This window comes from Paenibacillus sp. J5, from assembly GCF_054955055.1.
The window spans coordinates 228432-253544 of sequence record NZ_JBUEDD010000009.1 but is presented as its reverse complement, the minus strand read 5'-3'; the positions used below and the strand labels follow the sequence as shown (position 1 = coordinate 253544).

Sequence of the window (25113 nt, the reverse complement as noted above, 5' to 3'; positions counted from 1 at the left end):
CACAAGGGTTTTGCTGATTTTTGTCGAATCGCTACATCTAAAGGTGTTGATACGATGACGCATGGACCTAACGTTCAAATTTTACTAATCGAGGATGACCCGGTCTGGAGAGAGATGCTGGCGCGGCTGCTAGAGCCGGAGCCAGGTATGCAGTTGGTGCAGACGGCAGCAACCAAGGAGGAGGCTCTCTCCTATTGTGCTGCATATCAGCCAGATGTCATCTTGATGGACATGAACCTGGGCGGCGAACAACTGGACGGCATTCAGGCCACACTGGAGCTTTCCCGGCTGCATCCTGCCACCAAAATTATCGTCCTTACCTCCTTCGACGACCAAGAGATCGTATTGGCCGCTTTCACAGCGGGAGCGGTGCAGTTCATTAACAAAAGCCGCTTTCGGCAGCTCGCAGCCATTATCCGTGAGTCCGTGCAGGCCAATTCGCCCCAGGACATTTTAATGCGGGAGTTTTGGCGGATGAAGGAGGCGGAACTATACCACAGGCTTACCGCAGCAGAAAAGGAAATTGTCGCCTTGAGCGAGGGCGGGGCCGGGCGGGCACAGATCATGAAGGCACTGGGCAAGTCTGAAGGGACGCTTAAAAATCAGATTTCCAACATATTGCGCAAATTTCAGGCCAGTTCCCTGAAAGAGGTCATACGCAAAATCAAGAGCAGAGGACTAAAATAACAAGGAGCACCGCTCGTGACGTTTACATTTATCATCGCCGTCCTGCTAGCTACTATCGTGCTTCGCCTCAACTATCGCAACCGTGCCCTGCGCTGGTTCGCCTGCTCGTTCTACGCAGGAAGCCTGAACATTATCGCCTTCCTGCTCGATCAGCAGCACCCGAATGCGCCGCACCTACTGATTAATACGATGTTTTTTACCGCTGACGCGCTCACCGCCCTCTCTCTGGGCATGTTCGGTATTCTCTACTCCGAGCTGGTGAGCCCGCGGGCTCAACGATGGCTATTGACAGCAGGCCTCCTATGGATTGCGCTGGTATGGTTAGGGACTCCACTGGCCGATGTCAGACGCATCAATTATGCAGGCTCCAACGAGCTGCTGATGGTTGGCTTTGTCGTGGGCTGGCTCCTGGTAGGGGCAACGCTGCTAGTTGTTGCTTTGCTTCGTGAGAAGCCCTCCCCTCGAAGAAGCGATCGGATATTGACCAGCCTGCTGGCCTTGTCTGTTATGCTGAGTGTTGCCCTCAGCTACATCCTGTATGTGTTCAATATCGACTTATTCCAGATCAATTACATCCTTGCACTTCTCGTGATGACTCTGTTTATTGCCTTCGGGGTGAAGCGCGGCGTGCTGGGAGTCAAGATTCGGTTAGAGACGATGAAGTCCGATGCCTCCATGCAGGCCGTCCAGAGCAGTGCTAACTTGCTCAATCATTCCATCAAAAACGAAATTGGCAAAATTGATATTTTGCTGCATCAGGCGAAGCTGGACCTGCAGGAGGAACAGCGAACCCCGGAGAGCGTAGCTAAAGCGCATGGCGTCGAGCGATTAATCGACCTGGCTAGCGGCTCGATCCAGCATATTCAGAGTATGATGACCAAGATTCATCACAATTCGCAGATCGTTGAGGTAGATTGTCAAAAAGGGGATGTGGCACGCATCCTGACCGAATGTCTCGACTCCCTGGAGAGGGCAGCAGGCACTGACATTCGGATCGACAGAGAGATGGCCTCCGTTAGCGAAATCGAGGTCGATGCGGTTCATATGCGAGAGGTATTCAACAATATTGTAATGAATGCCATGGAGGCGATCGAAGGGCCCGGAGTGATCTCTGCGAGCATCATGGAAAATGACCATGAGGTCATGATCTGCATCCGGGACAGCGGGGAAGGAATTGCAGCCGAGATGCTCCCTCACCTGTTCGAGCCGTTCTACACAACGAAGTCCACGGGAATTCATCATGGACTGGGGCTGTTCTATTGCAGGAACGTCATTTTGCGGCATCATGGCTCCTTGCACGTCTCCAGCACGCCTGGCGAGGGCTCCAACTTCACCATTCATTTGCCCAAATGAGTTTTATGTATTTAGGTCGTGTCTGAAAACCCGTTCAAGGGCATCTCTCCCCGCCTTTTCGCCCCATGCTGCGTTGCTTTTTCGCAGGCGCACCCCCGGTACGCCTGCGAAAAAGCGCCTTGCCTGGAACGAAAATTCGGCCAGATCTGTTCCGTTCAGAGTGTTCAGACACGCCCTAGTCCTATAAAATATAGGCGTTACGACCCCTCCGACCAGAATGCTATACTTCACTTAAATCTGTATAGTATCGTACCCAGTACGTCGAAGGGAGTCATCACGATTTGAACAAAACCACACAACTTCTAAGCCGCGCAGGATTAGTTATTGCACTGCTCTGCCAAACTCCGAATGCCGCCTATGCGAGCGATGAGACCCCGCCCAATATGTTGGCGTCTTATGAATTTGAAGACAATGCGAATGACAGCAGCGGCAAGGACAACCATGGTGTAATTCGCGGCAGCGTCGCCTACGCCGAGGGCTATAACGGCAAAGCTGCAGTTCTCGACGGCAGCACCGCCTATATTGAACTGCCCATGAACATACTCCGCAATCAGACCGATTTCACGTTCTCCCTGCGCTTCAAGACAAGTGACAACGGCGCTTTGCTCGGGTATCAGAACCAGGCAGCCGGTTCTGAACTGAATGGAGTAAGGGAGTGGATTCCGCTCCTCTATGTAGGAACCGATGGGAAGTTAAGAGCCAGCTTCTATGACGGCTCTGGAACACACACCATCGTCTCTGATTCTGCTGTTAATAATGGAGAGTGGCATCAGGCTGTGCTGAGCGTCAGCACCAATCTCGTCCGGCTCTACATAGACGATCAGTATGTTGGCGAGATCACTGCACCGGTTAAACATTTGAATATGTCCTACAACCAGTTGGGAGTTGCAGATAATCTGTCCTATTCCCCTTCCAACAACGGCTGGTTCTTTTACAAGGGGCTGCTAGACGATGTTCGTCTTCAGACGGGCTCCTATGCCATGAGCAGCATCGGCGCTCAGTACGCCGCCGAGCTGGAGGAGGGCTATCAGAAGCAAGACCGGCAGACGCTGGAGCTAAGCATACAGAATGCCGGCACCCAGACGCTTGACCATATTCAAGTGGCACTAAGCGGCCCCCATGCCGACGCATTCGAGCTGGGACAGCCTGAGGCAATTACCTTGAACAAAGACGGCTCGACCCGCTTTACATTGCAGGCTAAGGAGGGCTTGGCTGCCGGTACCTACACGGCTACTGTTACCATCTCTGCCGACTATATGGTGAGCCAATCCTTTACTGTAACCCAATCCGTTCGCCCACGCCCTGTCGTTCCTGAGACGACGCCATCGGCAGCTATACATTACATAGCTGAGCAGCTATCCGGTTTGGTACCTGATGGGCTCTATACGATCAATGGCAAAGCCATAACCGTCGGCGGCTCAGGTACTGTACCGCTTGAACCGGAATGGCTCGGCAGCACGCTTGAGATCATTAAAACCGGCAACGGTACAAGCACTTCCGACTCTGCAGCACAGTTACTCGTGATCCCACCACGGCCGGAAGCACCGACAGTCGCGGCGAATGACAGCCGTAATGTGATTACAGATCTCGATGCAACGATGGAGTTCGCTGTAGATGGCGAAGCCTTCATTCGCTTCAATGGTAGCAATGCTCCGAGGCTTGATGGACGCAAGACGGTACATGTAAGATACGGGGCGACAGATCATCAATTCACCGGCAAGCACGTGGAGCTGCTCTTCACGCCTAATCCGTATTATCCGTCATCCTCCACCGCCTCTCCCGTTGCCAGTGCGACGCAAGCTGAAGTCTTGGTTAATGGCAATGCTGAGTCCGCCGGAACACTTCGTGAGACCGAGATCGACGGCTTGAAGCGGACCACTGTAGTCGTTGACCCGGTTAAGTTGCAACAACGGCTGGAGGCCGCTGGAGCGAATGCGGTCATTACGATTCCAGTATCGTCAGACTCGCCGTCTATCGCTGCTGAATTAACTGGCGAGTCGGTTGCCCTGATGCAGCAGCTCCATGCGTCATTAGTACTCCAGACGCCTCAGGGCAGCTATACCCTGTCAAGCGGGCAAATCAAGCTGGACAGTATAGCTGACCAGTCTGACAAGAAACCTGCTCTATCGCTATCTGGGCTAACGATTCAGATCGCCATCACTAACGCGACACCTGCTGAGGTGCAGAAGGCACAGCAAGCTGCTGCCGATAACGGATTGACGATCGTGGCAGCCCCGCTTGAGTTTACAGTTACAGCGTCCCACGATGGCAAGCAGGTTACATTGGCGCCCAGCGGGTATGTAGAGCAGGCAATTGTGTTGCCAGCTACCGTGAATCCAGCAAAAGTAACAACCGGGGTGATGGTCAAAGCAGATGGAACACTGCAGCATGTTCCTACCCAGGTGAAGGAGATCGACGGGAAAAGCTATGCAGTCATCCACAGTCTGACGAATGGTACACTAGCTGTTATCTGGAACCCGCTTGCATTTGAGGATATGGAGCATCATTGGGCAAAAAAAGAGGTTAACGATATGGGAGCAAGACTCGTTGTCGAGGGCGTTGACGGACAACCGTTTCAACCTAATGCTACTCTGACCCGAGCAGAGCTTGCTGCAATTATGGTACGGGGACTCGGATTGCCTTACGTAACGAGCAATACAGCATTCGTTGATATGGTGGCAGACGTACATGATGCCGACTCGCTGCGCACAGCCGTCGCCTACGGGCTGATGAGCGGCTATGAGGATGGAACGTTACGACCGGAGGAAGCCGTTACCCGGGAGCAGGCCATGCAGGTCGTTGCCAAGGCGATGAAGCTCACCGGCTTGCTCGATTCACTCGGCACGGTATCTGTAGACAGTCTGAGCGCCTTCACAGACAGCACAAGTGTTGCTGAATGGGCAAGGGAGGACACCGCAGCGGTCGTCAAGGCAGACCTGGTGAAGGGGCACAGCGGCCTTCTTCAGCCTCAGGCTCTGATTACAAGGGCAGAGGTGGCGACACTAGTTCAACGCTTGCTCGAACAATCTCAGCTCATTGATTGAACAAACGATTAGGTTGGCTAGCCAAAGAGGTGTAGCTGCCCCTCTCACACCGCTATCAACTAGCGGGCCTGGATGGGTCGGTATACCAGTTGGCGTGCGACCATTCAACCGCAAACGTCTAATACGTAAGCTCGTACTGTGCAGAGATAACATTTCCTGCCTGTGCGGGCTTTTCGTTTGTAACGTTGGAGATTGCGGCGCGCGACGAGCTGCTTTTAGACCGTATTTCTTACGTTCTTCAATGTAAGGCTCTGATAGGCTCAGATTACCGCATGAATACAGGAAATTTTCCGCATTCTCCCCGATCATTTCGGGTCGGTTCTGATGCGGATATGGTCAAAGTATGGTCACGGCAAAGCAGGGTTTTCATGCGAACCTGCATGTGGTGTGCCATGGCGGAACTGAGAGCATGCTGCTCTATGGAAGACTGTCCAATCTATTCCAATCGTGCTATAATGGCAAGGCAATAGAATAGGCTTATTGGGCGGTCGGCTACCTCTCGTTAGAAGGGAGGAATGCCTCCGTGACAGTATTTGAAGCACTCATGCTTATGCTTACCTTCGGCTTGTTGATCGTAGCCATGCTGTCGTTCAAGAAAGACAAATAGACCGCCCCCTCTGCAAAGGCATGCGGTCTATTTGTCGTAGCCATTTTGTCGAAGCCTACCGCCCTTAAAAGCGGCTATTGCGCGGGAGTCGTGTTCCAGCACGACTCCTTTGCATTGTATGCTGTTCCTGAATCGATTATATCATGGGCGGTTTCTCAGAACAATATACGCCCTACATCTTGCAATGAGCGCAACTTATACACGCTGTTCGGACGGCAGGACAGTATCTGCTAAAGGCCGCTCAGTTTCCGAACGACGAGTTGTGACTGATTCGCCCAGTCCCGCCGCCGATCCAGCAAGTAAGCCGCGAACGCCGCTCCTTTAAAACAAAATAAGCCGCTCGTATTGAGCGACTCTATGGAACAATATATGAAGTTCTGGTATACTAATCCAGTACAACATGACTTGGGTGGGGAAGTATCGCCTCCAGAGCGGAGGTGATGCTATGCAATTTTCGTTTACGGAAGTGATGATGCTCGGCATGTTTTTGCTCGCGCTGCTTACTTACCTGAATAAACGGAAATAGCCCGCCCAGGTTCGCGCCGGTGACGGGTTATTTCCTACTCTTTTTTTGGAGGTTTCCCACCCAAAATGTTGTGCAGGGGGCGACCGCGAATCGCCCCTTATTTCTATTGTAAGCATACCATATCCAGGGTATACCTTCAATATATCACTTTTTGACGCCAAGTGCTTTTTCAAGGCCAGATATGTTGTAGTAATTGGTGCTCATGTATCTTTTCACACGGACACCGTTAACCGTTGTTTCTTTCTGCTCTTCTGTATTTGACCATCCGGTCGGAAATTCCAAAACTAATGACACCTTGTAGTTCTTATGAAATTTAACTGTGTCCTCGTAATTCTCTCCTTCGCCATACAGGAAACGGAAATTGAATACATCATAGACAAGACTATGCGACACCCAGCCCTCACTCAGCAATGGTGGTAAGTTCTGATCAAATGATTGTGAAGCATGATAGTTGAAATCTTCCTCGTCACTCACGCCGTTATACCCCTTAACCTTAGGCTCTACAATCTCGACCTCAGTGTCCGGCTTCAGATAGTCATTCTTGCGGCCAACAGGTCCATCAGTGCTGCTACTGCTGGTCGTCTTCGCGTCGGTGCTGATCTCCACCTGCTTCTTGTCGGCATTCCACTTGTAGTGAACCCCGGTCAGGTCGCCGATCTTGGCGAGCGGGATGTATGTCGATCCGTTATAGTTCAGGATCGGATTCTTGCTGTCCTTGTAAGTCACACCGTCCACCACAACCGGATAGTTAACCTCGTTCAAGATATACTGCTTCGCCGCTGCCCACGCAGGCCCCGCATAAGAGATGATCACCACGATAAAGATGCCAAGCGCCAGTGTTATGATGCTCTTTTTCAAAACGTTTTCCCTCCTACTCTGTTGTTTGATCGAAATAGTACGCCTGTCCTTCCGCTGCTTTCTGCTGTTCTGCCCCTACGCTTTTAGCGAATGCCGTCACATTGTTCAGCACTTGCTCCCGGCATTGCTTCTCCGCAGCTGCCTGACCGACTAGCCGCTCTTCGAAGAATCCCATTAGCTTCAGTGCGTCAGCCATGCACTCCATTCCCTTTTTGATCTTACGTCTGACTGTGCTTGCATCTCCTATTAATCGTCTGAAATAAATAGTTGTCCCTTTAAAGGTATGGTTCTGCATGTAGCGATACTCAATCGCCTTGCGGGCATGCTCATCCTCGATCAGTTCCACCGCTCGCTGGATCTGACCCGTATAGAAACGGTACTGCTCATACACCCAGCGTTGCTTCTCCGCCAGAACTGCAGCGTTGGCCGTCTTGTCCGCGTGCAGATCCTCCTGATCTATCCGACGAGCCACCTCACCATCAATGGCCGCCTGCTGCATCTCCTGCTCGTGCTCCTCGAAGTCATTCATAAGCATTCGCATACTGGTGTACTTCTTCAGCAGGAACTTCGTGCGCTCAATCTCTTCCTCCGTCGCCTTGGGAAACAATCCGGTGTGCCTGGTCATCCCCATCCCCTACCTTTCCATGTTCTTCGTGTTGCCGAGCTGGCCGCGCTCTACATACTCCCTCACCTCCAATGTTTAGTTTATTTTGCACAGCAAAAAGCCCCTTCTGAGAAGGAGCTGATTGGCTGCGGTCTGTTCGATTATACGCAGCGGCGGAGCTGGTTCGCTGTTGTACAACATTCCATTTATTCCGCTGCTTCCACACAGCTACCTTTTTTCATCTATTCAGAGCAGTTCGGCTATACCGCAGTTGTGAAATTCCCACTCTGTTGGAGTCATACCTCTTGGCCTTCTATTTCATTCAGAAAAAATAGTGTATTCTAAACATAAACTCTAGTTATTTTGAATTTTTCATCAATGTAATTTTCTAAAAAGTATACATTGAGTGGGCTTATTCCATTTGAAAAAATTCTAAATTCAATAATTACGGTATCTCCTTTAGAAAAACTTAATGTATTTATTCCCTGATTCTCAATATTCCCATTTATCGTCTTTACAACATAAAAACTCTTCTTTATTCCATGCAAAAAGTCTAACTGATTACGAATATTACCAGCTAATTCATTCAAAGTTACGTCTTGATAACACTCAAATTCCATTTCGAAATTAATTTCGTGATCAGGAATTTGCTGTTTTAATTTGTTAGTCTTAATTTCTGAATGTGAAGATATATTACCTATCATTGCCTCAATGGTATCTAACCTATTAAGAATATATTTATCCTTATCAGTCAGTGGCGCTGCATTGATCAAATTTCCTTCAACTGCTCTATATACTGGGTTATCAGGGTTTACATCTTGCAGTGTGTTATGAACCGTAGTTAATAGCTTCTCAGCTAACTGTACAGCCCCAAGCATATCGTTTGTATAGAATATGGTGCGCTCCTCAATAATATCAAATGGTAATCTAGTTTCTACCTCACAGATTTGGATGACAGGCTTCCGAGCAGCATGTCTTACTGCTAATTCATACATAACATTAGGATTTAATCCCGTTAGGTTCACAATTACCAAGTCATCATCAAGTATCCTCTGAAGTACTTGTTTATTAATGGAACCGGGATTAGGCATTCTATGTGCAACTGCAATATTACCAGATTTAAATCCTAGCTTAACAAGAGTGGGGGTTATGACAGCATCTATAACCCCTTCCGCGGCTCTTCGTATATCCGAATTATCACTACCTATCGGAGTAACAATAAAACACTTTTTATCTTCAAAAGTCATGTATGTTCCCCCTCACCGAATTCATCCATCACTTCCCAGTATCCGACAACGTATGACATCGGTCAAGGGGATATTACAGCAACCGGCTACTCACTCCGGCGATCTGCCGGGAACACTCCAACGACATACAGCCGCCGCTCCCAAGGGTTAGCTGTCGGAATCATGGCCTGCATGCGCTGGAGCCGCTCCTCCTCAGTCATAAATATGGTGAACATAGGTGCCGCTGGTGAATGCAGGCCCTTCGGATAGAAGATTCTGCGCAGCTCCTGCTCTGAAAATGATGTCTTTGCAGCTGCTTCTCTCATCATTTCGTCTCTGATCGTCATGCCCAAAATCTATCACTCCTAGTGTTATGTCGGTTTTGGCTAGGGAGAGATGCGAACGCGCATTCTGAGCAACGCAGTACCCTCTTTCTGCCTTCCTAGCGGTTCGTTTCTCCTGCTGAACATCAAAAAGCCCCAAGGCCTTAAATCGGCTTCTGGGGCTTCAAGTTATGGTTATATTTCACCCAACAAATTCCAAGCATTTATGACAAGGAATGAGCTGGGGTGTTATACGTACTAAGTAACAAAGACGGTGTTTTAAGACCGCCTGCCGGCAGCACACCCACTTCTTCACGTCGATTTGCTGAAGCAATTCTCGGTTCAGTCGGGGTCTACAAAGACTGCTACTAGTTGTGTGTACCTGATCTGTCACTCAATAGAACAGAGTACGAACGTGCGCACATTGCTGCGCTCGTGCTTTAAAAGCATCTGTACTTAGTTACTAGAGAGAAAAGAAGAGACAATTGCATTATACTTACGAACACACATTCTTGTCAAGGTCAGCATATAAAGTGTTAGTGACTCTTTTTTTTCAACAATTCTAAGCAACACTGATTACGTTTCGATTCATTGTACCAGACACATCATAGGAATAGACCGTGCCAATTCCTTCGATTATTACATTAATATTCACCGTTCCTTTAAAAACGCCTGAGAACGATTTATTAGTTGTGCCATTTGTAATACTGAATGTAGGAGTTTTAGGATTGTAGCTTATGCCAAAATGAAAACCAAAAATATCAGAGTAACCACTCACACTAGATATATTATTACCACTCAAAACAACATCAGCAAACGCTTTGATCCACCAAGAATAATTATCTTCAATTACCTGCTCATAAGAAACAATCGAATTAGCTTGTACTTCAGCAAGAGAGTCTTCACTCAAATTCAAACTATTAATGCTGGAATTTATATTTTGCTTGACAGAGTCTAAGACGGCTGCAAGTTCATCAATACTGGATACTACTATAGCTTCATCTTCATCAGTGAATTCGACTTCCTTTGCTTCCATACCAAAATACTCTGCAACTTCTAGGTACGTCTTAAACTGTCCTTCATACTGACTTACTGACTGTTCATTAATTAATGAGCCAGCCTCTCTAGTATTGCTAGTTTGTGCATACGCTTGAGAAGGTAACATCAATACCACAACTAAACAAAGCATCACCAGCAACTTTTTCTGAACTTTCATCTCTTGAATAACCTCCTATAATATGTTTAAATATATCAATAATATCCTTATTAAAGGAAATATTGAAACGAGGTGATCGATAATGAACTTTCTTTCTAGTCTGTGGCCATACCTCAATACTTTTTTGCTTATTTTTATCATCTACTTAATACTATACAAAGATAAGAACAAATAAATCCTACCAGAAGCAGAGTTATAAATCAACCATTAAAATCAATAAATGTATATATTTATTTAAAAATAACACTCGCCTCCGAAGGAGCGGCATGTATGAGGGGAGGCGATGTCCTCAATTGGCACACAATTAATATACCACGCTCATAATCAAGAAAACGGACGCGTAGCGGACATGATTCAATCATCACGCAGCCCTAGCGTTGAAGCCAACCTGTAGATTGCCACCGACTTAATGCGCCGATAGTTCCGATCACTAAACCCAAGTTCCTGCGCCGCTCTGGCTCGTCTATATTGCGTTGAGCCAGGCTGGCCGTCTGGTCGCTTGTTGTGCCGGTGAAACTGCGCGGCGTCTCACTGTAGGATGCAGTTACCGCGGGCTCCTCGGGGATGTACTCCGTCACCTTGTACTCCCGAGCCTGCATCAAATATTTTTCAACGGCTTTCTTGTGGCTGCCGCATCCACATTCTGTATTTCCATCACCAGTTGTTCTATCCCCCTCTTCGTTCCCCTGTGGTAAGATAGAGACGGTGAGATTTCAAGTAGGGTTCCTCCGCGGTCCGGCCAAGATAGCGGGGGATTTTTTATTGTGCCTGTAGATGTGTACCGTTCAGCAAAGCTCAGTAGCTCCCGCTTACTTCGGCCTGCAGCGCCTCCTCATAAGCCTGAACCAAAACGCTTTTTGTTCTGGCATAATCCGAATCGCCACCGCTCACTTGCTTCAGATCCACCTGCTCTTTTTGATGCCAGTCCATCATGGTCAGATAGGCGCTGCGCTGCAGTTGTTCTTGCTCTGGCCGCCCACTGATCCAAGCAGCGTAGGCTAGAAATCGGCGATCACGTTCTTCTGCATCAAAGAGCTCGGTCAGGGAAGCAAATTCAGATGCGGTCAGATGCACATAGGCGGCATACTCGCGTTTATTCGCCGCTCGTTGTTTTTGGTGAAACTCTCTTTCCTCCCAGACATGGATCTGATCGATCGAAACCCCATACAGCCGACACAGGCCGGCGAACAGGCCGACTGTGCAGTTTGTGCTGTCCCTCTCGAGCCCCCTCAACTCCTCCGGCTGCAACCCGATCAGTGCGGCAGCCTCCTCCGCAGAGTAGCCGCTGTTCACCCGGGCGGCCCTAATTGTCATCAACGGTTGATTTCCCATAGGTGCCATGCTCCTGTTCTTGTTTTGACTTTGTATTTGTGCTGGTCATCCTCACTTACTGGCAGCGACCTCAGTCATGTGTATACGGCGCGGGCTTCCACAATGAGCAGCTCCACACCTCCCAGCCCGCTAAACTGTTCATCTCGATAGCCCGTCAATCCGTTCATCCGCCTGCCTGGATAGCCTAATATCGTGAACTTGTGTTTCTATGTCCATCATGCCGTTCCCCCTGCCTCCGAGCTCTCCGGTTATTACGGCTCGGAAAGTCGATAATTCAGTTTCAACCCGCCCTGCAGCGTCACGGTGTACCTCTTGCACATCTCGTAAATACGGCTCCCTATCCCCTCATCGATCTCGCACATCTCGCTTATCGTTCGTTCTGAGCTGATCAGCACGGGCTTGTGATTCAGATAGCGAAAATTGATGATTCCGAAAAGCTGCTCGAGTTGAAAGGATGTCGTGTCCTTTCGCCCCTTGAACAGATCGTCGATGAACAGCACATCCACCTGCTGGAGACGATACACTTTTTCACTGGCGGCATCCCAATCGCTTTTCAGATCGTTGAACCCTTCCATCCAAAGGAAGTAGATCACCCCGACCCCACTATCCAGCAATTCATTCGATGCTGCTACAAGCAAGTGCGTCTTACCAGCACCAGGGCGGCCAAGCAACGCAATGCTGTTTTGTCGTTGTCCGCGTATGTCAGCAAAGGCTGATACATAGGACTGAGCTGCTTGATGCGCCGCCTGCACTGCTGCCGGTCTGCCTTCGGCCTTGAAGCTTTCAGAAGTACCAGACCAAAGACGGCATCCGCTAGTTGTACAAGTATTATTCAGAGATCAGTCCGGAGAGCGGCAAAAAGAAACAGTCAACCAAACGGGGGTTCAAGACGAAGAAAGAGGCTCAGCTCGACGCGGCCAAGACGGAGCAGGAGCTCGCGAGCGGCACGTTCATCATTGAGGACAAAACGTTGACCTTCCAGCAGCTCTATGATCAGTGGTATGAGACAACCTGCAGCACCTTCAAACCCAGCACCAGGAAAGCCGTACTCAGCAAATTCAAAAAGCGTATTCTTCCTTACTTCGGCTCGCTTAAGGTCAAAGACATCAGCACCGCCTATTGTCAGGAAGTCGTGAACAAGCTGTCAAAAGAAATGAAATCGGTGGACAACATCCGGATGTATGCGAACCAGGTATTCGACTATGGGGTAAGGATGGAGATTATCACTAGGAATCCGATGAGAGCGACAACGATTCCGAAACAAGAGAACGAGTTCCTTGCCGATCAGTCGGACAAGCAGCGGAATTATTGGGAGAAAGGTGAGATCATCAAGTTTCTGGCCGTCGTAAAGAAGGAATGCTCATTGCGAGACTATGCCATGTTCCATCTGATGATCTATACCGGCGGCCGCAAGGGAGAGATACTGGCCCTGCGCTGGAGTGACGTCGATCTGAAAGACAAAACGATCAGCTTCAGCAAAACATTGTTCCATGAAGACGGGGAGGCGGTCGCTCTGACCTCCAAAACAGCCGCTTCCAGGCGTTCAGTCAGCTTGGATAAGTCCAACGGTCGCCCTGCTCAAGAAACTCCGCAGAGAGGCAGCCAGCGAGCCGCTGGTGAGCTTTGAACCGCCGGGGAACCAGTTGATCTTCTGCCGGGCCGATGGATTGGCGCTGCGACTGGCGTACCCTAATGACAAGCTTGATGCGATCATTGAGCAGCACGGCTTCCACCCGATCAACAATCACGGGCTGCGGCATACGCACGCTCCGCTCGGACAAAATTAAAGCCCCCGACCAATAAAGGCCAGAGGCTGTAATCCCTTGTGTACCAAGGATATTAACGTTTCGAGAATTGTGGCGCGCGACGAGCCGCTTTAAGACCGTATTTCTTACGTTCTTTCATACGCGGATCACGAGTCAGGAATCCAGCACGTTTCAGTGCAGGACGGAATTCAGGGTCAGCTTTCAGCAATGCACGGGAGATACCGTGACGGATTGCGCCAGCTTGACCAGTTGTGCCACCGCCATTAGCCAGAACGAGAACATCATATTTGGACAATGTCTCTGTCAGAGCCAGCGGTTGTTTTACGATCAGTTTCAGCGTTTCGTGGCCGAAATAATCGTTGATGTCGCGTTTGTTAATAATAATTCGTCCTTCACCCGGAACGAGACGTACACGTGCTACCGAGTGTTTACGACGACCTGTTCCATAGTATTGTACTTGTGCCATGAAACTGTCCTCCCTTTAATTAACCGCGAAGCTCATACACTTCTGGGTTTTGTGCTTGATGTGGGTGTTCCGGTCCGGCATAAACTTTCAGCTTCAGCTTCATTTTCTCGCCCAGGCGGTTTTTAGGAAGCATGCCGTGAATCGCTTGCTCCAGAACGCGCTCAGGTTTCTTGTTGATCATTTCTTGTGCCGAGGTAACTTTCAGTCCACCAGAGTACAAGGAATGACGATAGTACATTTTGTTTTGCAGCTTTTTCCCGGTCAGTACAATCTTCTCCGCATTGACAACGACTACGAAGTCGCCAGTGTCCACATGTGGAGTGAATTGTGGCTTGTGCTTGCCGCGAATCAGCGCAGCAGCCTCACTTGCCAAACGTCCGAGCGTTTTGCCTTCCGCATCGATAATGTACCATTTACGCTCAACTTCATTAGGCTTGGCCATATACGTGGTACGCATGGATGATCCTCCTTCATTCGTTCAAACAAATCGCATATATTGTGCAACTAGCTTCATTGTTTCGATTATCGTTATTATAGCTACTGGTCATCGAATCCCAGCAGCACTCATTTATTTCAAAGGTTATGTCGTTCAAATCAATGGCCAACTTAGTCGGGGCTGTGGGAGAGCCACTAAGAAAGCACAAGTTACATTTTACAATATATCCGGCAAAAGAGCAAGTGAAATTTCAACCGAGTTCTCTGTCAGCTACCGCTTCACTAGTCAAGCTAGAGTTGTATTCCACACTCCACAATGTCAGCCCATGAGCCATCGCTTTGGGCCCTGCTTTGCTCCGATCGCAAGCAGCCAGAATATGCGGCATCTCTTCAGCCTGGATCTTCCCTTCACCGACTCGCATGAGTGTCCCCATAATAATCCGAACCATATTATACAGAAAGCCATTCCCTGTGAAATACGTATGGAGCACATCGCCCTCTTGAACGAGCTTCGCCTCATAGATCGTCCGAACATGACTCTGCTTCGTAGAGTGGATCGAAGTGAAGGTTGTAAAATCATGCTCTCCCTCCAGACATACAAGCGCCGCGCGCATCGCCTCAACATCAAGCAGACTATAATGATGAAATTCATAGTGCCGCGTGAATACGTTCGGATGCTTGCCCGTGCGGATCGAATAACGATACGTTTTGCGCTTGGCAGAACGCCTGGAATGGAACTCAAGCGGCTTCTCCTCCGCCGACAGGATCACAATGTCGTCCGGCAGTCTGGAGTTCAGGGCAATCGCCCATCGATCCACCGGAATCTGCGACTCCGTATGAAAGTGAAACACTTGACCACGCGCATGCACGCCGGCATCCGTGCGACCGGAGCCATGGATTTTGATCGTCTCGCCGGTCAGCACATGCAGAACCCGCTCAATCTCTCCCTGGATCGTTCGCCCGATCGGCTGAATCTGAAAGCCGTTATATGCCGTGCCGTCATAGCTTACTGTCATACAGATATTTCTCAAGGCGCCCGTCTCCTCCGTATATTTCATAGATTTTAAAAAAAGGTGGCCCCAGTGGTCCACCCTTTCTCAACATCTTAGCGATATACGGTCAATTACGCACGGTCAACCAGTTCAAGGTAAACCATAGGCGCTGCGTCACCGCGACGAGGACCCAGCTTCAGAATGCGCGTATAACCGCCAGCGCGCTCTGAGTAACGGGTAGCCAATTCGGAGAACAGCTTTTGAATTGCATCTTGCTCCCCGTTAATGGATTCACGACGTACAAAAGCAGCAACTTGACGGCGAGCATGAAGATCTCCCCGTTTTGCCAGCGTGATCAGTTTCTCGGCGATCGAGCGAACCTCTTTCGCTTTTGCTTCTGTTGTTTGGATGCGTTCATACAGGAACAGGTCAGTTACCAGATCGCGGAACAATGCTTTACGCGCACTGGAATCCCGGCCCAACTTTTGGTATGCCATCGTTTTTTCCCTCCTTCTATGCTTAGTCTTCCGTCCGGAGGCCTAAACCTAGCTCCTCGAGCTTTTCCTGAACTTCTTCCAAAGACTTACGTCCCAAATTCCGGACCTTCATCATGTCTTCTTCCGTTTTCGTAATCAGCTCTTGCACGGTATTAATGCCTGCACGTTTCAGACAGTTATAAGAACGCACGGAAAGATCGAGCTCTTCGATCGTCATTTCCAGCACTTTCTCTTTCTTGTCTTCTTCTTTTTCAACCATAATCTCAGCATCTTTCGCCTCATCGGTCAAGCCGACAAACAGATCCAGATGCTCAGTCAAAATCTTCGCGCCCAAGCTAACAGCCTCTTCAGGGCGAATACTGCCGTCCGTCCATACTTCAAGCGTCAGCTTGTCATAGTTCGTTACCTGACCGACACGAGTATTCTCGATGCTGTAGTTGACACGGGTAATCGGTGTGTAGATAGAATCTACCGGAATGACACCGATTGGCTGATCTTCACGCTTGTTGCGGTCAGCTTGCACATAGCCACGGCCGCGATTCGCGAAGATTCGCATATGAAGCCGCGCACCAGGAGCTAACGTTGCAATATGAAGATCTGGGTTGAGAATCTCGACATCGCTATCAGCGCGAATGTCACCGGCCGTAATGTTTCCTTCGCCCTCTGCATCAATCTCCAACACTTTCTCTTCGTCAGAATGTATCTTCAACGAGAGGCCCTTGAGGTTCAGGATGATCTCGGTCACGTCCTCGATCACACCAGCAACCGTCGAGAACTCGTGGAGCACTCCGTCAATCTGTACTGACGTCACTGCCGCACCGGGCAACGACGACAGCAAGATGCGACGAAGCGAGTTTCCGAGCGTCGTACCGTATCCGCGTTCCAGCGGCTCGACAACGAAGCGGCCATACGTGCCATCCTCATTCAGCTCTACGGTTTCAATCTTCGGCTTTTCGATCTCAATCACTAATTTGAACCCTCCTTCAAACGTCGCTACCTATTCCTTAACCGTACATAGGTCAAATCATGTAGTATGCCTCACCTTTACAACCATTATTCACAAGTTGCAGATATTTGATACCACGATGACAAGAACTATACGCGACGACGTTTTGGTGGACGGCATCCGTTATGAGGGATCGGTGTCACGTCTTTAATCAGGTTAACTTCCAGCCCAGCGGCTTGAAGGGAACGGATTGCAGCCTCGCGGCCAGCACCTGGTCCTTTAACCATGACTTCTACTGCTTTCATACCGTGCTCCATTGCGGCTTTAGCGGCGGACTCGGCTGCCATTTGCGCTGCAAACGGCGTGCTTTTGCGGGAACCTTTGAAACCAAGGTTACCAGCACTTGCCCAAGAAATCGCGTTGCCGTGCGGATCGGTAATCGTAACGATGGTATTGTTGAACGTAGAACGGATGTGTGCTACGCCAGATTCAATATTTTTGCGGTCACGACGTTTTGTACGAACCACTTTTTTCGGTTTTGCCATTTCAGTTATCCCCCCTTATTACTTCTTCTTATTCGCAACAGTCCGACGTGGACCTTTTCGTGTGCGTGCATTTGTTTTCGTGCGTTGACCACGAACAGGCAGACCACGACGATGACGGATTCCGCGGTAGCAGCCGATCTCAATCAACCTTTTAATATTTAACGAAATTTCACGACGCAAGTCGCCCTCAACCTTGACCGTTTTATCGATCGTTTCACGCAGACGGCTTACTTCGTCTTCTGTTAAATCGCGAACGCGGGTATTTGCATCGATGCCCGTAGTTGCAAGGATCTTCTGGGAAGTTGTTTTGCCAATCCCGAAAATGTACTGCAGGGCAATTTCGACGCGCTTATCACGCGGCAAGTCTACACCAGCTATACGTGCCATATTCCAATATCCCTCCTTTAAATATTATCCTTGTTTTTGTTTGTGTTTAGGATTTTCACAAATCACCATAACGTTGCCTTTGCGACGAATGACTTTGCATTTCTCGCAGATTGGCTTGACCGAAGGTCTTACCTTCATTGTGATTACCTCCCGAATACTTCGACAGCAGAATTGCTCGTTCTACTTCCGATAGGTGATACGACCTTTTGTTAAATCATAAGGCGACAACTGTATAACCACTTTGTCTCCTGTTAGGATGCGGATAAAATGCATTCTAAGCTTTCCGGATACATGGGCGAGAATTTGATGTCCGTTCTCCAGTTCCACCTTGAACGTAGCATTGGGCAACGGCTCGATAACCGTTCCTTCCACTTCAATCACATCTTCTTTAGCCACACTCATTCTCCTTTCCGCTCTACAAACTTCTGAATCACATAACGCAGCTTTCCATTTGTAACTCGACCGGTCTCCTGCATGCTGCTTGCCACTTCATTGCTCGTCTCAGGCTGGAGTTCAAGATGGAGAAGATTTTTGCGCTTGGGCTGATCGAACCGGCGCTTGTCGCCGTCTGCAATCCAGACGTAAGGGTCATGCTCCGACACGCCAATGACAACCGCATAGCTTCCACCATCCTTGCCTCGCAATACCTTTACGATTTGACCAATCTGAGGCATTGTCCTCATTCGCTCTTCACCGCCTAGGAATCAGAGGAACGGGTCAAAATCTCATAACCATCCGCAGTTACCGCAACAGTATGTTCAAAATGAGCACACCAGGTTCCGTCTACCGTAACGACTGTCCAGTTATCCTCCAGCGTGCGTACATAACGCTCACCCAAGATAACCATCGGTTCGATAGCCAGCACCATTCCCTGTTTCAGGCGCGGGCCGCGGTTCGGCACGCCATAGTTCGGAATTTGCGGTTCCTCATGGAGACTGGTGCCAATCCCATGACCGACATACTCCCGTACAATCGACATCTTCGCATCCTCTGCCACCTGCTGGATGGCATGAGATACGGTGAATAGCCGTGTGTCGGGCCTAACATGCTGCAGTCCGGCATATAGAGACTGCTCTGTTACTTGGAGAAGTCGAGCAGCTTCATCAGAAATCTGACCTACACCATAGGTCCAGGCAGAATCCCCGTGATAGCCCTCGAATTGTGCGCCGATGTCGATGCTGATAATGTCGCCCTCGTTCAGCTTGCGCGAACCAGGAATACCATGCACCAACTCGTCGTTTACAGAAGCACATATGCTGCCAGGAAATGAATTGTAGCCTTTGAAGGAAGGGATAGCCCCTTGACTGCGAATGTAGGCTTCAGCGATCCGGTCGAGTTCCATGGTGGTTATCCCCGGTTCGACCGCTTTGGCCATCAGTCGGTGTGTGTCCGCGACGATTCGTCCTGCTTCCCTCATAAAGACCAGTTCGGACTCGGACCTGCAAATAATCATCAGGATAACCCTCGCATACAAGATACGATCTCAGCGGTTACCGTATCGATTTCTTTTTCGCCGTCCACTTCGCGAAGCAGCCCTTTGTCAGAGTAGTAGGCGAGAAGTGGTGCTGTCTTGGAGATATACTCATCCAGACGTGTGCCGACCTTCTCTTCTGTATCATCCGAACGCTGATACAGCTCGCCGCCGCACTTATCACATACGCCTTCCTTCGCTGGTGCGTTGAACAAGACATGGTACGTCGATCCACAAGCCTTGCAGATCCGGCGGCCGGTCAACCGTGCAAGCAGCAGACTGCGATCCACCTTCAAGTTGACCACATGGTCGATACCACGATTCATTGCGCTCAGCATTTCGTCCAACGCCTCAGCCTGGGATAGTGTGCGCGGAAATCCGTCAAGCAGAAATCCCTTCTCACAATCCGGCTGCTGCAGACGTTCCCTGACAATGCCATTTGTCACATCATCCGGAACCAATAGTCCCTGATCTACATATTCCTTTGCCTTTTGCCCGAGCGGAGTGCCCTGCTTCATCGCCAGACGGAACGCATCTCCAGTGGAGATATGGGGAACTTGAAATTCCTCAACAATCCGTTCAGCCTGAGTGCCTTTGCCAGCTCCGGGCGGTCCCATGAATAGGATATTCATCTTGCGTTCCTCACTTTAAGCCCAATAAGCTCGAGCGGGCTTCCGATCATCTAGCGACGTCCGGGCAGCCCAGCACAAGAACCTATTGTTATTTATTGATAAACCCTTTGTAGTGGCGTTTGATCAACTGAGTTTCGATTTGCTTCATCGTATCCAGTGCAACCCCTACTACGATCAGCAAGGAGGTACCGCCAATCTGTACCGAACGCGGCAGACCTGCCAAAGCGCCAAAGGCAACCGGAAGAACAGAGATGATGGAAAGGAACAGCGCTCCGGAGAGCGTAATCCGCGACATAACACGCGTGATGTATGTCGAGGTCGGTTTGCCAGGACGAACGCCTGGAATGTAACCGCCGTTCTTCTTCATCTGATCCGCCATTTGTACCGGGTTAATCTGGACAAAGGTGTAGAAGAAGGTGAAGCCGATAATCAAGAGTACATACAGTACCATGCCTAGCGGCTGGTCATAGTACATATGCTTTGTTACCCATTGTGCCCAAGGCTTATCAGCCCAGAAGCCAGCAATCGTAACTGGGAACATAAGCAGAGACACTGCGAAGATAACCGGGATAACGCCTGCTCCATTAACCTTCAATGGAATGTGCGTGGATTGGCCACCATACATTTTACGTCCTACAACCCGTTTTGCATACTGCACAGGAATTTTGCGAATCCCTTGCTGTACGAAGATAACACCGACAATGATCGCAACAACCGCGATAAGGATAACGAGCGCCTTCACGATGTTCAGGAACAATTGATCGGAATCAATGAACTGGTCTGCGTAGATAGTACGGATATGCCCTGGAAATCCAGCGACAATACCGGCGAAGATAATGATCGAAATTCCGTTACCAATTCCTTTCTCGGTAATCTGTTCACCGAGCCACATCAGGAATGCAGTACCTGCGGTCAAGACGATTGCAATCATCGTATACGTAGCAAAGCCCGGATCCACAACGAATTGGAAATTATATTGACGGTTGAAGCCGATCGCTGTCGCGAACGCCTGAATCAGACCGAGAATAATCGTTCCGTAACGTGTAATTTGAGCCAGCTTCTTTTTCCCGTTCTCTCCCTCTTTTGCCCACTCGGCAAATTTGGGGATAACATCCATCGTCAACAATTGTACGATAATGGATGCGGTAATGTAAGGTACGATCGACATTGCAAAGATCGAAAACTGGAACAGCGCACCGCCGGAGAACGTATTGAGTACTCCGAACAGACTCGCTTGCTCTGAGTTGATTTGGTCAAACACAGATTTATCGATATTCGGCACCGGAATAAAGGCACCAATACGATAAATAAGCAAGATGAACAGGGTAAACAGTATTCTTTTGCGCAGATCTTCTACTTTCCAAATATTGGACAAGGTCTTGAACAATTAGATCACCTCGGTTTTACCGCCGGCAGCCTGGATTTTCTCTACCGCAGATTGAGAGAACTTATTTGCTTTCACAGTAAGTTGAACCTTGATCTCACCATTACCCAAGATCTTGATGCCGCTAAGCGAATTTTTTACGATGCCCTTCTCCTTCAAAATTTCAGGAGTGACTTCGCTACCTGCTGCAAAGCTATTCAGTTCATCTAGGTTGACAATGGCATATTCCTTGCGGAACGGATTGTTGAAGCCGCGCTTAGGCAAGCGACGGTACAACGGGTTTTGACCGCCCTCGAAGCCTGGACGAACACCGCCGCCGGAACGAGCATTTTGCCCTTTATGACCTTTGCCTGCAGTTTTACCGTTACCGGAACCAATCCCGCGTCCTTTGCGTTTTGGTTCTTGCTTGGACCCAGGAGCTGGTTTTAGCTCATGCAATTTCATCGATCGTTGCACCTCCTTATGTTTTGATGGCCCTAATTAGCCTATCTTCAGGCGATTAGCCTTGAACTTCTTCCACTTTAACCAGGTGGCTGACAGCAGTCACCATACCGCGAATAGCTGCATTGTCCGGTTGAACCACGGAATGATTAAGCTTACGCAAGCCCAGTGCCTTAACGGTTGCGCGTTGCTTCTCGTTACGGCCGATCAGACTGCGAACGAGGGTAATTTGCAGGTTTGCCATTGGATACCCCTCCTTAACCTAATAGCTCTTGAACGGTTTTGCCGCGCAATTTCGCTACGTCTTCTGCACGCTTCAGACGGGACAACCCTTCGAGCGTTGCATTCACCATGTTGATGGAGTTGGAGGAACCCAGGGATTTCGTCAGGATGTCGCCTACGCCTGCCAGTTCAAGAACTGCACGCACAGGACCACCTGCGATAACTCCGGTACCTTCAGAAGCTGGCTTCAGCAGCACTTCGCCAGCGCCAAAGTGACCCAGCACTTGGTGAGGGATGGTTGTTCCAACCAGTGGAACATGGATCAGGTTTTTCTTCGCATCGTCGATACCTTTGCGAATCGCATCCGGAACTTCGGATGCTTTACCGATCCCTGCGCCAACCCAACCTTTGCCGTCACCGACAACTACAAGCGCACTAAAGCTGAAACGGCGTCCGCCTTTTACAACTTTGGATACGCGGTTGATGTGAACTACTTTTTCAGTAAGCTCTAACGTATTAGGATCTACACGCAAGTCGTTATACCTCCTTATTGGGGAATTCGGATTAGAATTCGAGACCCGCTTCACGAGCAGCGTCAGCCAGTTCTTGAATTCTTCCGTGATACAAATATCCGCCGCGGTCAAATACCACTTTGGTTACGCCTTTTGCTTTGGCGCGCTCAGCAATCAAAGTGCCTACTTGACGAGCCGCTTCTTTGTTTCCGCCGTTTTTCAGATCCTTCAGCTCTTTATCTTGAGTGGAGGCTGCTGCCAGCGTCACGCCGTTAACGTCATCAATCAATTGAACATATACATGTTTAGAGGAGCGGAATACGGACAGCCGAGGGCGTTCCACCGTTCCATTGATTTTTTTACGGACACGCAGGTGTCTCTTCAGACGGGCTTTTTTCTTATCGCCTTTAGTAATCATTCGAGGTTCACTCCCTTCATTCACCTTACCGATATAAGAGTTAAGCTGCTTTTACAAGCGGCTTACTTCTTCTTACCGGCTTTACCTTCCTTGCGAAGGATGCGTTCGCCTTCATATTTGATCCCTTTGCCTTTATATGGCTCAGGCTCACGTACAGCGCGGATTTTGGCAGCCAGGGCGCCTACGCGCTCCTTGTCGATGCCTTTAACGATGATTTTTGTATTCGAAGGAACTTCGAATTCAACATTCGCTTCCGGCTCGATCTCAACCGGGTGAGAGTAACCAACGTTCAGTACCACTTTTTCGCCGGACTTGCTCGCGCGGTAACCTACGCCAACAAGCTCCAACGTTTTCTGGAAACCTTCAGTTACGCCGTTTACCATGTTAGCTACAACACTGCGTGTTGTGCCGTGCAGGGAACGGTGCAGTTTATGATCAGAAGGGCGCTCTACCGAGATTTCGTTCTCCCCAATGACAATTTTCATGTCTTTGTGAAGCTCACGGGACAGCGTTCCTTTCGGTCCTTTTACAGTAATCAATGTGTTATCCAAGGTAACGTTCACGCCAGCAGGCACTTGGATAGCTTTACGACCAATACGGGACATTGTTACACCTCCAATCGTTGTGAATCTGAATTACCAAACGTAGCAGACAACTTCTCCGCCGGATTTGGATTGACGAGCTTCTTTATCCGTTACGACGCCTTTGGATGTGGAAATAATCGCGATTCCCAGTCCTCCAAGCACGCGAGGGACTTCATTGCTTTTTGTGTACACGCGCAGTCCAGGCTTGCTAATACGCTTCAGTCCTGTAATAACACGCTCGTTGTTCGGGCCGTATTTCAGGAAAATACGGATAATCCCTTGTTTGTTGTCCTCGATATATTCAGCATCGCGGATAAAGCCCTCACGCTTCAAAATTTCGGCGATTTGCTTCTTCACTTTCGAAGCAGGCATTTCCACGGTTTCGTGACGAACGACATTCGCATTGCGGATGCGCGTCAGCATATCTGCAATCGGATCAGACATAACCATTCTTGTAAACCTCCTTCCCGAACTAGGCTGATTACCAGCTTGCTTTTTTGACGCCAGGAATCTGGCCTTTGTATGCTAATTCACGGAAACAAATCCGGCAGATTTTAAACTTTTGCAAAACGGAGTGCGGACGGCCGCAACGCTCGCAGCGCGTATAGGCGCGCACTTTAAACTTAGGCGTGCGTTGTTGCTTGACTTTCATCGAAGTTTTTGCCACTTGGTAATTACACCTCCTGTGGATTACTTCGCAAACGGCATGCCCAGTTGGGTCAGCAGCTCGCGAGCTTCTTCGTCCGTTTTTGCCGTCGTAACGATGACGACGTCCATTCCGCGGACCTTGTCGACTTTATCGTACTCAATCTCTGGGAAGATGAGTTGCTCTTTCAGACCCAGCGTATAGTTACCGCGGCCGTCAAAAGCTTTATTGGAAATTCCGCGGAAGTCGCGTACACGCGGAAGAGACACGTTGAACAATTTGTCGAGGAAGTAGTACATACGCTCGCCGCGCAGTGTCACTTTAACCCCGATTGGCATATTCTCACGAAGCTTGAAGCCCGCGATGGATTTCTTAGCACGAGTGATGACCGGCTTTTGACCGGAAATGAGACGAAGCTCTTCTACTGCAACATCCAGCACTTTGGAGTTGGAGACAGCCTCACCTACCCCCATGTTGATAACAACCTTCTCAACTTTCGGCACTTGCATTACCGAAGAATAGTTGAATTTTTGCATCAGGGCTGGGGTGATTTCATTCAGAAAACGATCTTTCATTCTTACTGCCATGAACTATGGACCTCCTTTCCGTCACATCAGATTAATCGATAACTTCGCCGGATTTGCGAGCAATCCGAACTTTTTTGCCGTTATCCAGCACTTTGTAGCCTACACGAGTTACTTTTCCGCTCTTTGGATCAATCAGCATGACGTTCGATACATGGATCGGCGCCTCTTGCTCGATGATTCCGCCTTGCGGGTTTTGCTGCGATGGACGGGAATGCTTCTTCACGATATTCACGCCTTCTACAAGAACGCGATTTTCACGAGGATATGCTGCGATAACCCGACCTTTTTTGCCTTTATCTTTACCTGTGATTACGATGACATTGTCATCCTTTTTCACATGCAATTTGTTGTTGTGGGATTCCAGCACTTTTTTCAGCCTTGGCATTTGTTACACCTCCTGCTCACT

At 49.3% G+C, this 25113-nt stretch carries 35 protein-coding genes; 6 read left to right on the top strand and 29 right to left on the bottom strand.

Going from position 1 to position 25113, the window contains the following annotated elements; translation table 11 throughout:
• Positions 1-54 precede the first annotated feature (54 nt).
• The 4 genes from ACY1JZ_RS18050 (at position 55) to ACY1JZ_RS18035 (ending at position 5691) form a co-directional block, all read left to right on the top strand.
• Complete coding sequence (locus ACY1JZ_RS18050) at positions 55-687, top strand: response regulator (protein ID WP_462630369.1); 633 nt, start codon at positions 55-57, stop codon at positions 685-687.
• Positions 688-702: 15 nt separating this feature from the next.
• Positions 703-2040, top strand: a complete 1338-nt coding sequence (locus tag ACY1JZ_RS18045) for a sensor histidine kinase (protein WP_462630368.1) — start codon at positions 703-705, stop codon at positions 2038-2040.
• Positions 2041-2321: 281 nt separating this feature from the next.
• Entirely contained in the window at positions 2322-5084 is a 2763-nt protein-coding gene (locus ACY1JZ_RS18040; protein ID WP_462630367.1) for an S-layer homology domain-containing protein, read from the top strand.
• Positions 5085-5607: 523 nt separating this feature from the next.
• Complete coding sequence (locus ACY1JZ_RS18035) at positions 5608-5691, top strand: putative holin-like toxin (RefSeq protein WP_442954941.1); 84 nt, start codon at positions 5608-5610, stop codon at positions 5689-5691.
• 670 nt (positions 5692-6361) lie between these two features.
• Here the strand turns inward: ACY1JZ_RS18035 and ACY1JZ_RS18030 are convergent.
• The 7 genes from ACY1JZ_RS18030 to ACY1JZ_RS18000 form a co-directional block, all read right to left on the bottom strand.
• A complete protein-coding gene (locus tag ACY1JZ_RS18030) occupies positions 6362-7075 on the bottom strand; it encodes a stalk domain-containing protein (RefSeq protein ID WP_462630365.1) in 714 nt (237 codons plus the stop codon).
• A 13-nt stretch (positions 7076-7088) separates the two neighbouring features.
• Positions 7089-7700 carry a hypothetical protein gene (locus ACY1JZ_RS18025; RefSeq protein WP_462630364.1) on the bottom strand — a complete coding sequence of 204 codons (612 nt, stop codon included), beginning with the start codon at positions 7698-7700 and terminating at the stop codon, positions 7089-7091.
• A gap of 320 nt (positions 7701-8020) precedes the next feature.
• Positions 8021-8926: a hypothetical protein gene (locus ACY1JZ_RS18020; protein WP_462630363.1), complete on the bottom strand. Its 906-nt coding sequence runs from the start codon at positions 8924-8926 to the stop codon at positions 8021-8023.
• An 86-nt stretch (positions 8927-9012) separates the two neighbouring features.
• A complete protein-coding gene (locus tag ACY1JZ_RS18015; protein ID WP_462630362.1) occupies positions 9013-9258 on the bottom strand; it encodes a hypothetical protein in 246 nt (81 codons plus the stop codon).
• Positions 9259-9790: 532 nt separating this feature from the next.
• Entirely contained in the window at positions 9791-10444 is a 654-nt protein-coding gene (locus ACY1JZ_RS18010) for a hypothetical protein (RefSeq protein WP_462630361.1), read from the bottom strand.
• A gap of 795 nt (positions 10445-11239) precedes the next feature.
• On the bottom strand, positions 11240-11776 hold the full coding sequence (locus tag ACY1JZ_RS18005) for a helix-turn-helix domain-containing protein (RefSeq protein ID WP_462630360.1): 537 nt from the start codon (positions 11774-11776) through the stop codon (positions 11240-11242).
• 251 nt (positions 11777-12027) lie between these two features.
• Entirely contained in the window at positions 12028-12612 is a 585-nt protein-coding gene (locus tag ACY1JZ_RS18000) for a DnaA ATPase domain-containing protein (protein WP_462630378.1), read from the bottom strand.
• Here ACY1JZ_RS18000 and ACY1JZ_RS17995 point away from each other — a divergent pair.
• Positions 12594-13403, top strand: coding sequence for a tyrosine-type recombinase/integrase (locus ACY1JZ_RS17995; RefSeq protein ID WP_462630359.1), 810 nt, complete (start codon positions 12594-12596; stop codon positions 13401-13403). The genes ACY1JZ_RS18000 and ACY1JZ_RS17995 overlap by 19 nt on opposite strands.
• Entirely contained in the window at positions 13393-13563 is a 171-nt protein-coding gene (locus ACY1JZ_RS17990) for a hypothetical protein (protein WP_462630358.1), read from the top strand. The genes ACY1JZ_RS17995 and ACY1JZ_RS17990 overlap by 11 nt, the downstream gene beginning before the upstream one ends.
• Positions 13564-13615: 52 nt before the next feature.
• Here the strand turns inward: ACY1JZ_RS17990 and rpsI are convergent, their stop codons facing one another.
• The 22 genes from rpsI to rplX form a co-directional block, all read right to left on the bottom strand.
• Positions 13616-14008: a 30S ribosomal protein S9 gene (gene rpsI / locus ACY1JZ_RS17985; protein WP_270168019.1), complete on the bottom strand. Its 393-nt coding sequence runs from the start codon at positions 14006-14008 to the stop codon at positions 13616-13618.
• Positions 14009-14027: 19 nt separating this feature from the next.
• On the bottom strand, positions 14028-14465 hold the full coding sequence (gene rplM, locus ACY1JZ_RS17980) for a 50S ribosomal protein L13 (RefSeq protein ID WP_270168017.1): 438 nt from the start codon (positions 14463-14465) through the stop codon (positions 14028-14030).
• A 229-nt stretch (positions 14466-14694) separates the two neighbouring features.
• Entirely contained in the window at positions 14695-15474 is a 780-nt protein-coding gene (gene truA, locus ACY1JZ_RS17975) for a tRNA pseudouridine(38-40) synthase TruA (RefSeq protein ID WP_270168015.1), read from the bottom strand.
• A gap of 92 nt (positions 15475-15566) precedes the next feature.
• A complete protein-coding gene (gene rplQ, locus ACY1JZ_RS17970) occupies positions 15567-15932 on the bottom strand; it encodes a 50S ribosomal protein L17 (RefSeq protein ID WP_270168013.1) in 366 nt (121 codons plus the stop codon).
• 22 nt (positions 15933-15954) lie between these two features.
• Positions 15955-16899 carry a DNA-directed RNA polymerase subunit alpha gene (locus tag ACY1JZ_RS17965; RefSeq protein ID WP_028559503.1) on the bottom strand — a complete coding sequence of 315 codons (945 nt, stop codon included), beginning with the start codon at positions 16897-16899 and terminating at the stop codon, positions 15955-15957.
• 128 nt (positions 16900-17027) lie between these two features.
• Complete coding sequence (gene rpsK / locus ACY1JZ_RS17960; protein ID WP_134756119.1) at positions 17028-17423, bottom strand: 30S ribosomal protein S11; 396 nt, start codon at positions 17421-17423, stop codon at positions 17028-17030.
• A gap of 18 nt (positions 17424-17441) precedes the next feature.
• Positions 17442-17810 (bottom strand): 30S ribosomal protein S13, encoded by a 369-nt coding sequence (gene rpsM, locus ACY1JZ_RS17955; RefSeq protein ID WP_270168009.1) that lies wholly within the window; start codon positions 17808-17810, stop codon positions 17442-17444.
• A 24-nt stretch (positions 17811-17834) separates the two neighbouring features.
• A complete protein-coding gene (gene rpmJ, locus ACY1JZ_RS17950) occupies positions 17835-17948 on the bottom strand; it encodes a 50S ribosomal protein L36 (RefSeq protein ID WP_003333770.1) in 114 nt (37 codons plus the stop codon).
• A 42-nt stretch (positions 17949-17990) separates the two neighbouring features.
• Positions 17991-18206 carry a translation initiation factor IF-1 gene (infA, locus tag ACY1JZ_RS17945; protein ID WP_028559500.1) on the bottom strand — a complete coding sequence of 72 codons (216 nt, stop codon included), beginning with the start codon at positions 18204-18206 and terminating at the stop codon, positions 17991-17993.
• A 2-nt stretch (positions 18207-18208) separates the two neighbouring features.
• A complete protein-coding gene (locus ACY1JZ_RS17940) occupies positions 18209-18493 on the bottom strand; it encodes a hypothetical protein (protein WP_462630357.1) in 285 nt (94 codons plus the stop codon).
• Between the two features lie 14 nt (positions 18494-18507).
• Positions 18508-19263 (bottom strand): type I methionyl aminopeptidase, encoded by a 756-nt coding sequence (map, locus tag ACY1JZ_RS17935; protein ID WP_462630356.1) that lies wholly within the window; start codon positions 19261-19263, stop codon positions 18508-18510.
• The gene (locus ACY1JZ_RS17930; protein WP_270167962.1) at positions 19263-19913 is read right to left on the bottom strand and encodes an adenylate kinase; all 651 of its coding nucleotides are present in this window, start codon (positions 19911-19913) and stop codon (positions 19263-19265) included. The genes map and ACY1JZ_RS17930 overlap by 1 nt, the downstream gene beginning before the upstream one ends.
• Before the next feature lie 88 nt (positions 19914-20001).
• Positions 20002-21300, bottom strand: coding sequence for a preprotein translocase subunit SecY (gene secY / locus ACY1JZ_RS17925; RefSeq protein ID WP_462630355.1), 1299 nt, complete (start codon positions 21298-21300; stop codon positions 20002-20004).
• Positions 21301-21741 (bottom strand): 50S ribosomal protein L15, encoded by a 441-nt coding sequence (rplO, locus tag ACY1JZ_RS17920; protein WP_270167958.1) that lies wholly within the window; start codon positions 21739-21741, stop codon positions 21301-21303.
• Between the two features lie 55 nt (positions 21742-21796).
• The gene (rpmD, locus tag ACY1JZ_RS17915) at positions 21797-21982 is read right to left on the bottom strand and encodes a 50S ribosomal protein L30 (protein WP_270167957.1); all 186 of its coding nucleotides are present in this window, start codon (positions 21980-21982) and stop codon (positions 21797-21799) included.
• Positions 21983-21995: 13 nt separating this feature from the next.
• Positions 21996-22493, bottom strand: a complete 498-nt coding sequence (rpsE, locus tag ACY1JZ_RS17910; RefSeq protein WP_270167955.1) for a 30S ribosomal protein S5 — start codon at positions 22491-22493, stop codon at positions 21996-21998.
• Between the two features lie 31 nt (positions 22494-22524).
• Positions 22525-22890 (bottom strand): 50S ribosomal protein L18, encoded by a 366-nt coding sequence (gene rplR / locus ACY1JZ_RS17905; protein ID WP_270167953.1) that lies wholly within the window; start codon positions 22888-22890, stop codon positions 22525-22527.
• A 62-nt stretch (positions 22891-22952) separates the two neighbouring features.
• A complete protein-coding gene (gene rplF, locus ACY1JZ_RS17900) occupies positions 22953-23495 on the bottom strand; it encodes a 50S ribosomal protein L6 (protein WP_270167951.1) in 543 nt (180 codons plus the stop codon).
• 30 nt (positions 23496-23525) lie between these two features.
• The gene (gene rpsH / locus ACY1JZ_RS17895) at positions 23526-23924 is read right to left on the bottom strand and encodes a 30S ribosomal protein S8 (RefSeq protein WP_270167949.1); all 399 of its coding nucleotides are present in this window, start codon (positions 23922-23924) and stop codon (positions 23526-23528) included.
• Positions 23925-23955: 31 nt separating this feature from the next.
• The gene (locus ACY1JZ_RS17890) at positions 23956-24141 is read right to left on the bottom strand and encodes a type Z 30S ribosomal protein S14 (protein WP_013312154.1); all 186 of its coding nucleotides are present in this window, start codon (positions 24139-24141) and stop codon (positions 23956-23958) included.
• Positions 24142-24164: 23 nt separating this feature from the next.
• Positions 24165-24707, bottom strand: coding sequence for a 50S ribosomal protein L5 (gene rplE, locus ACY1JZ_RS17885; protein WP_270167932.1), 543 nt, complete (start codon positions 24705-24707; stop codon positions 24165-24167).
• 31 nt (positions 24708-24738) lie between these two features.
• Positions 24739-25092: a 50S ribosomal protein L24 gene (gene rplX, locus ACY1JZ_RS17880; RefSeq protein ID WP_270167931.1), complete on the bottom strand. Its 354-nt coding sequence runs from the start codon at positions 25090-25092 to the stop codon at positions 24739-24741.
• Between the last annotated feature and the right edge of the window lie 21 nt (positions 25093-25113).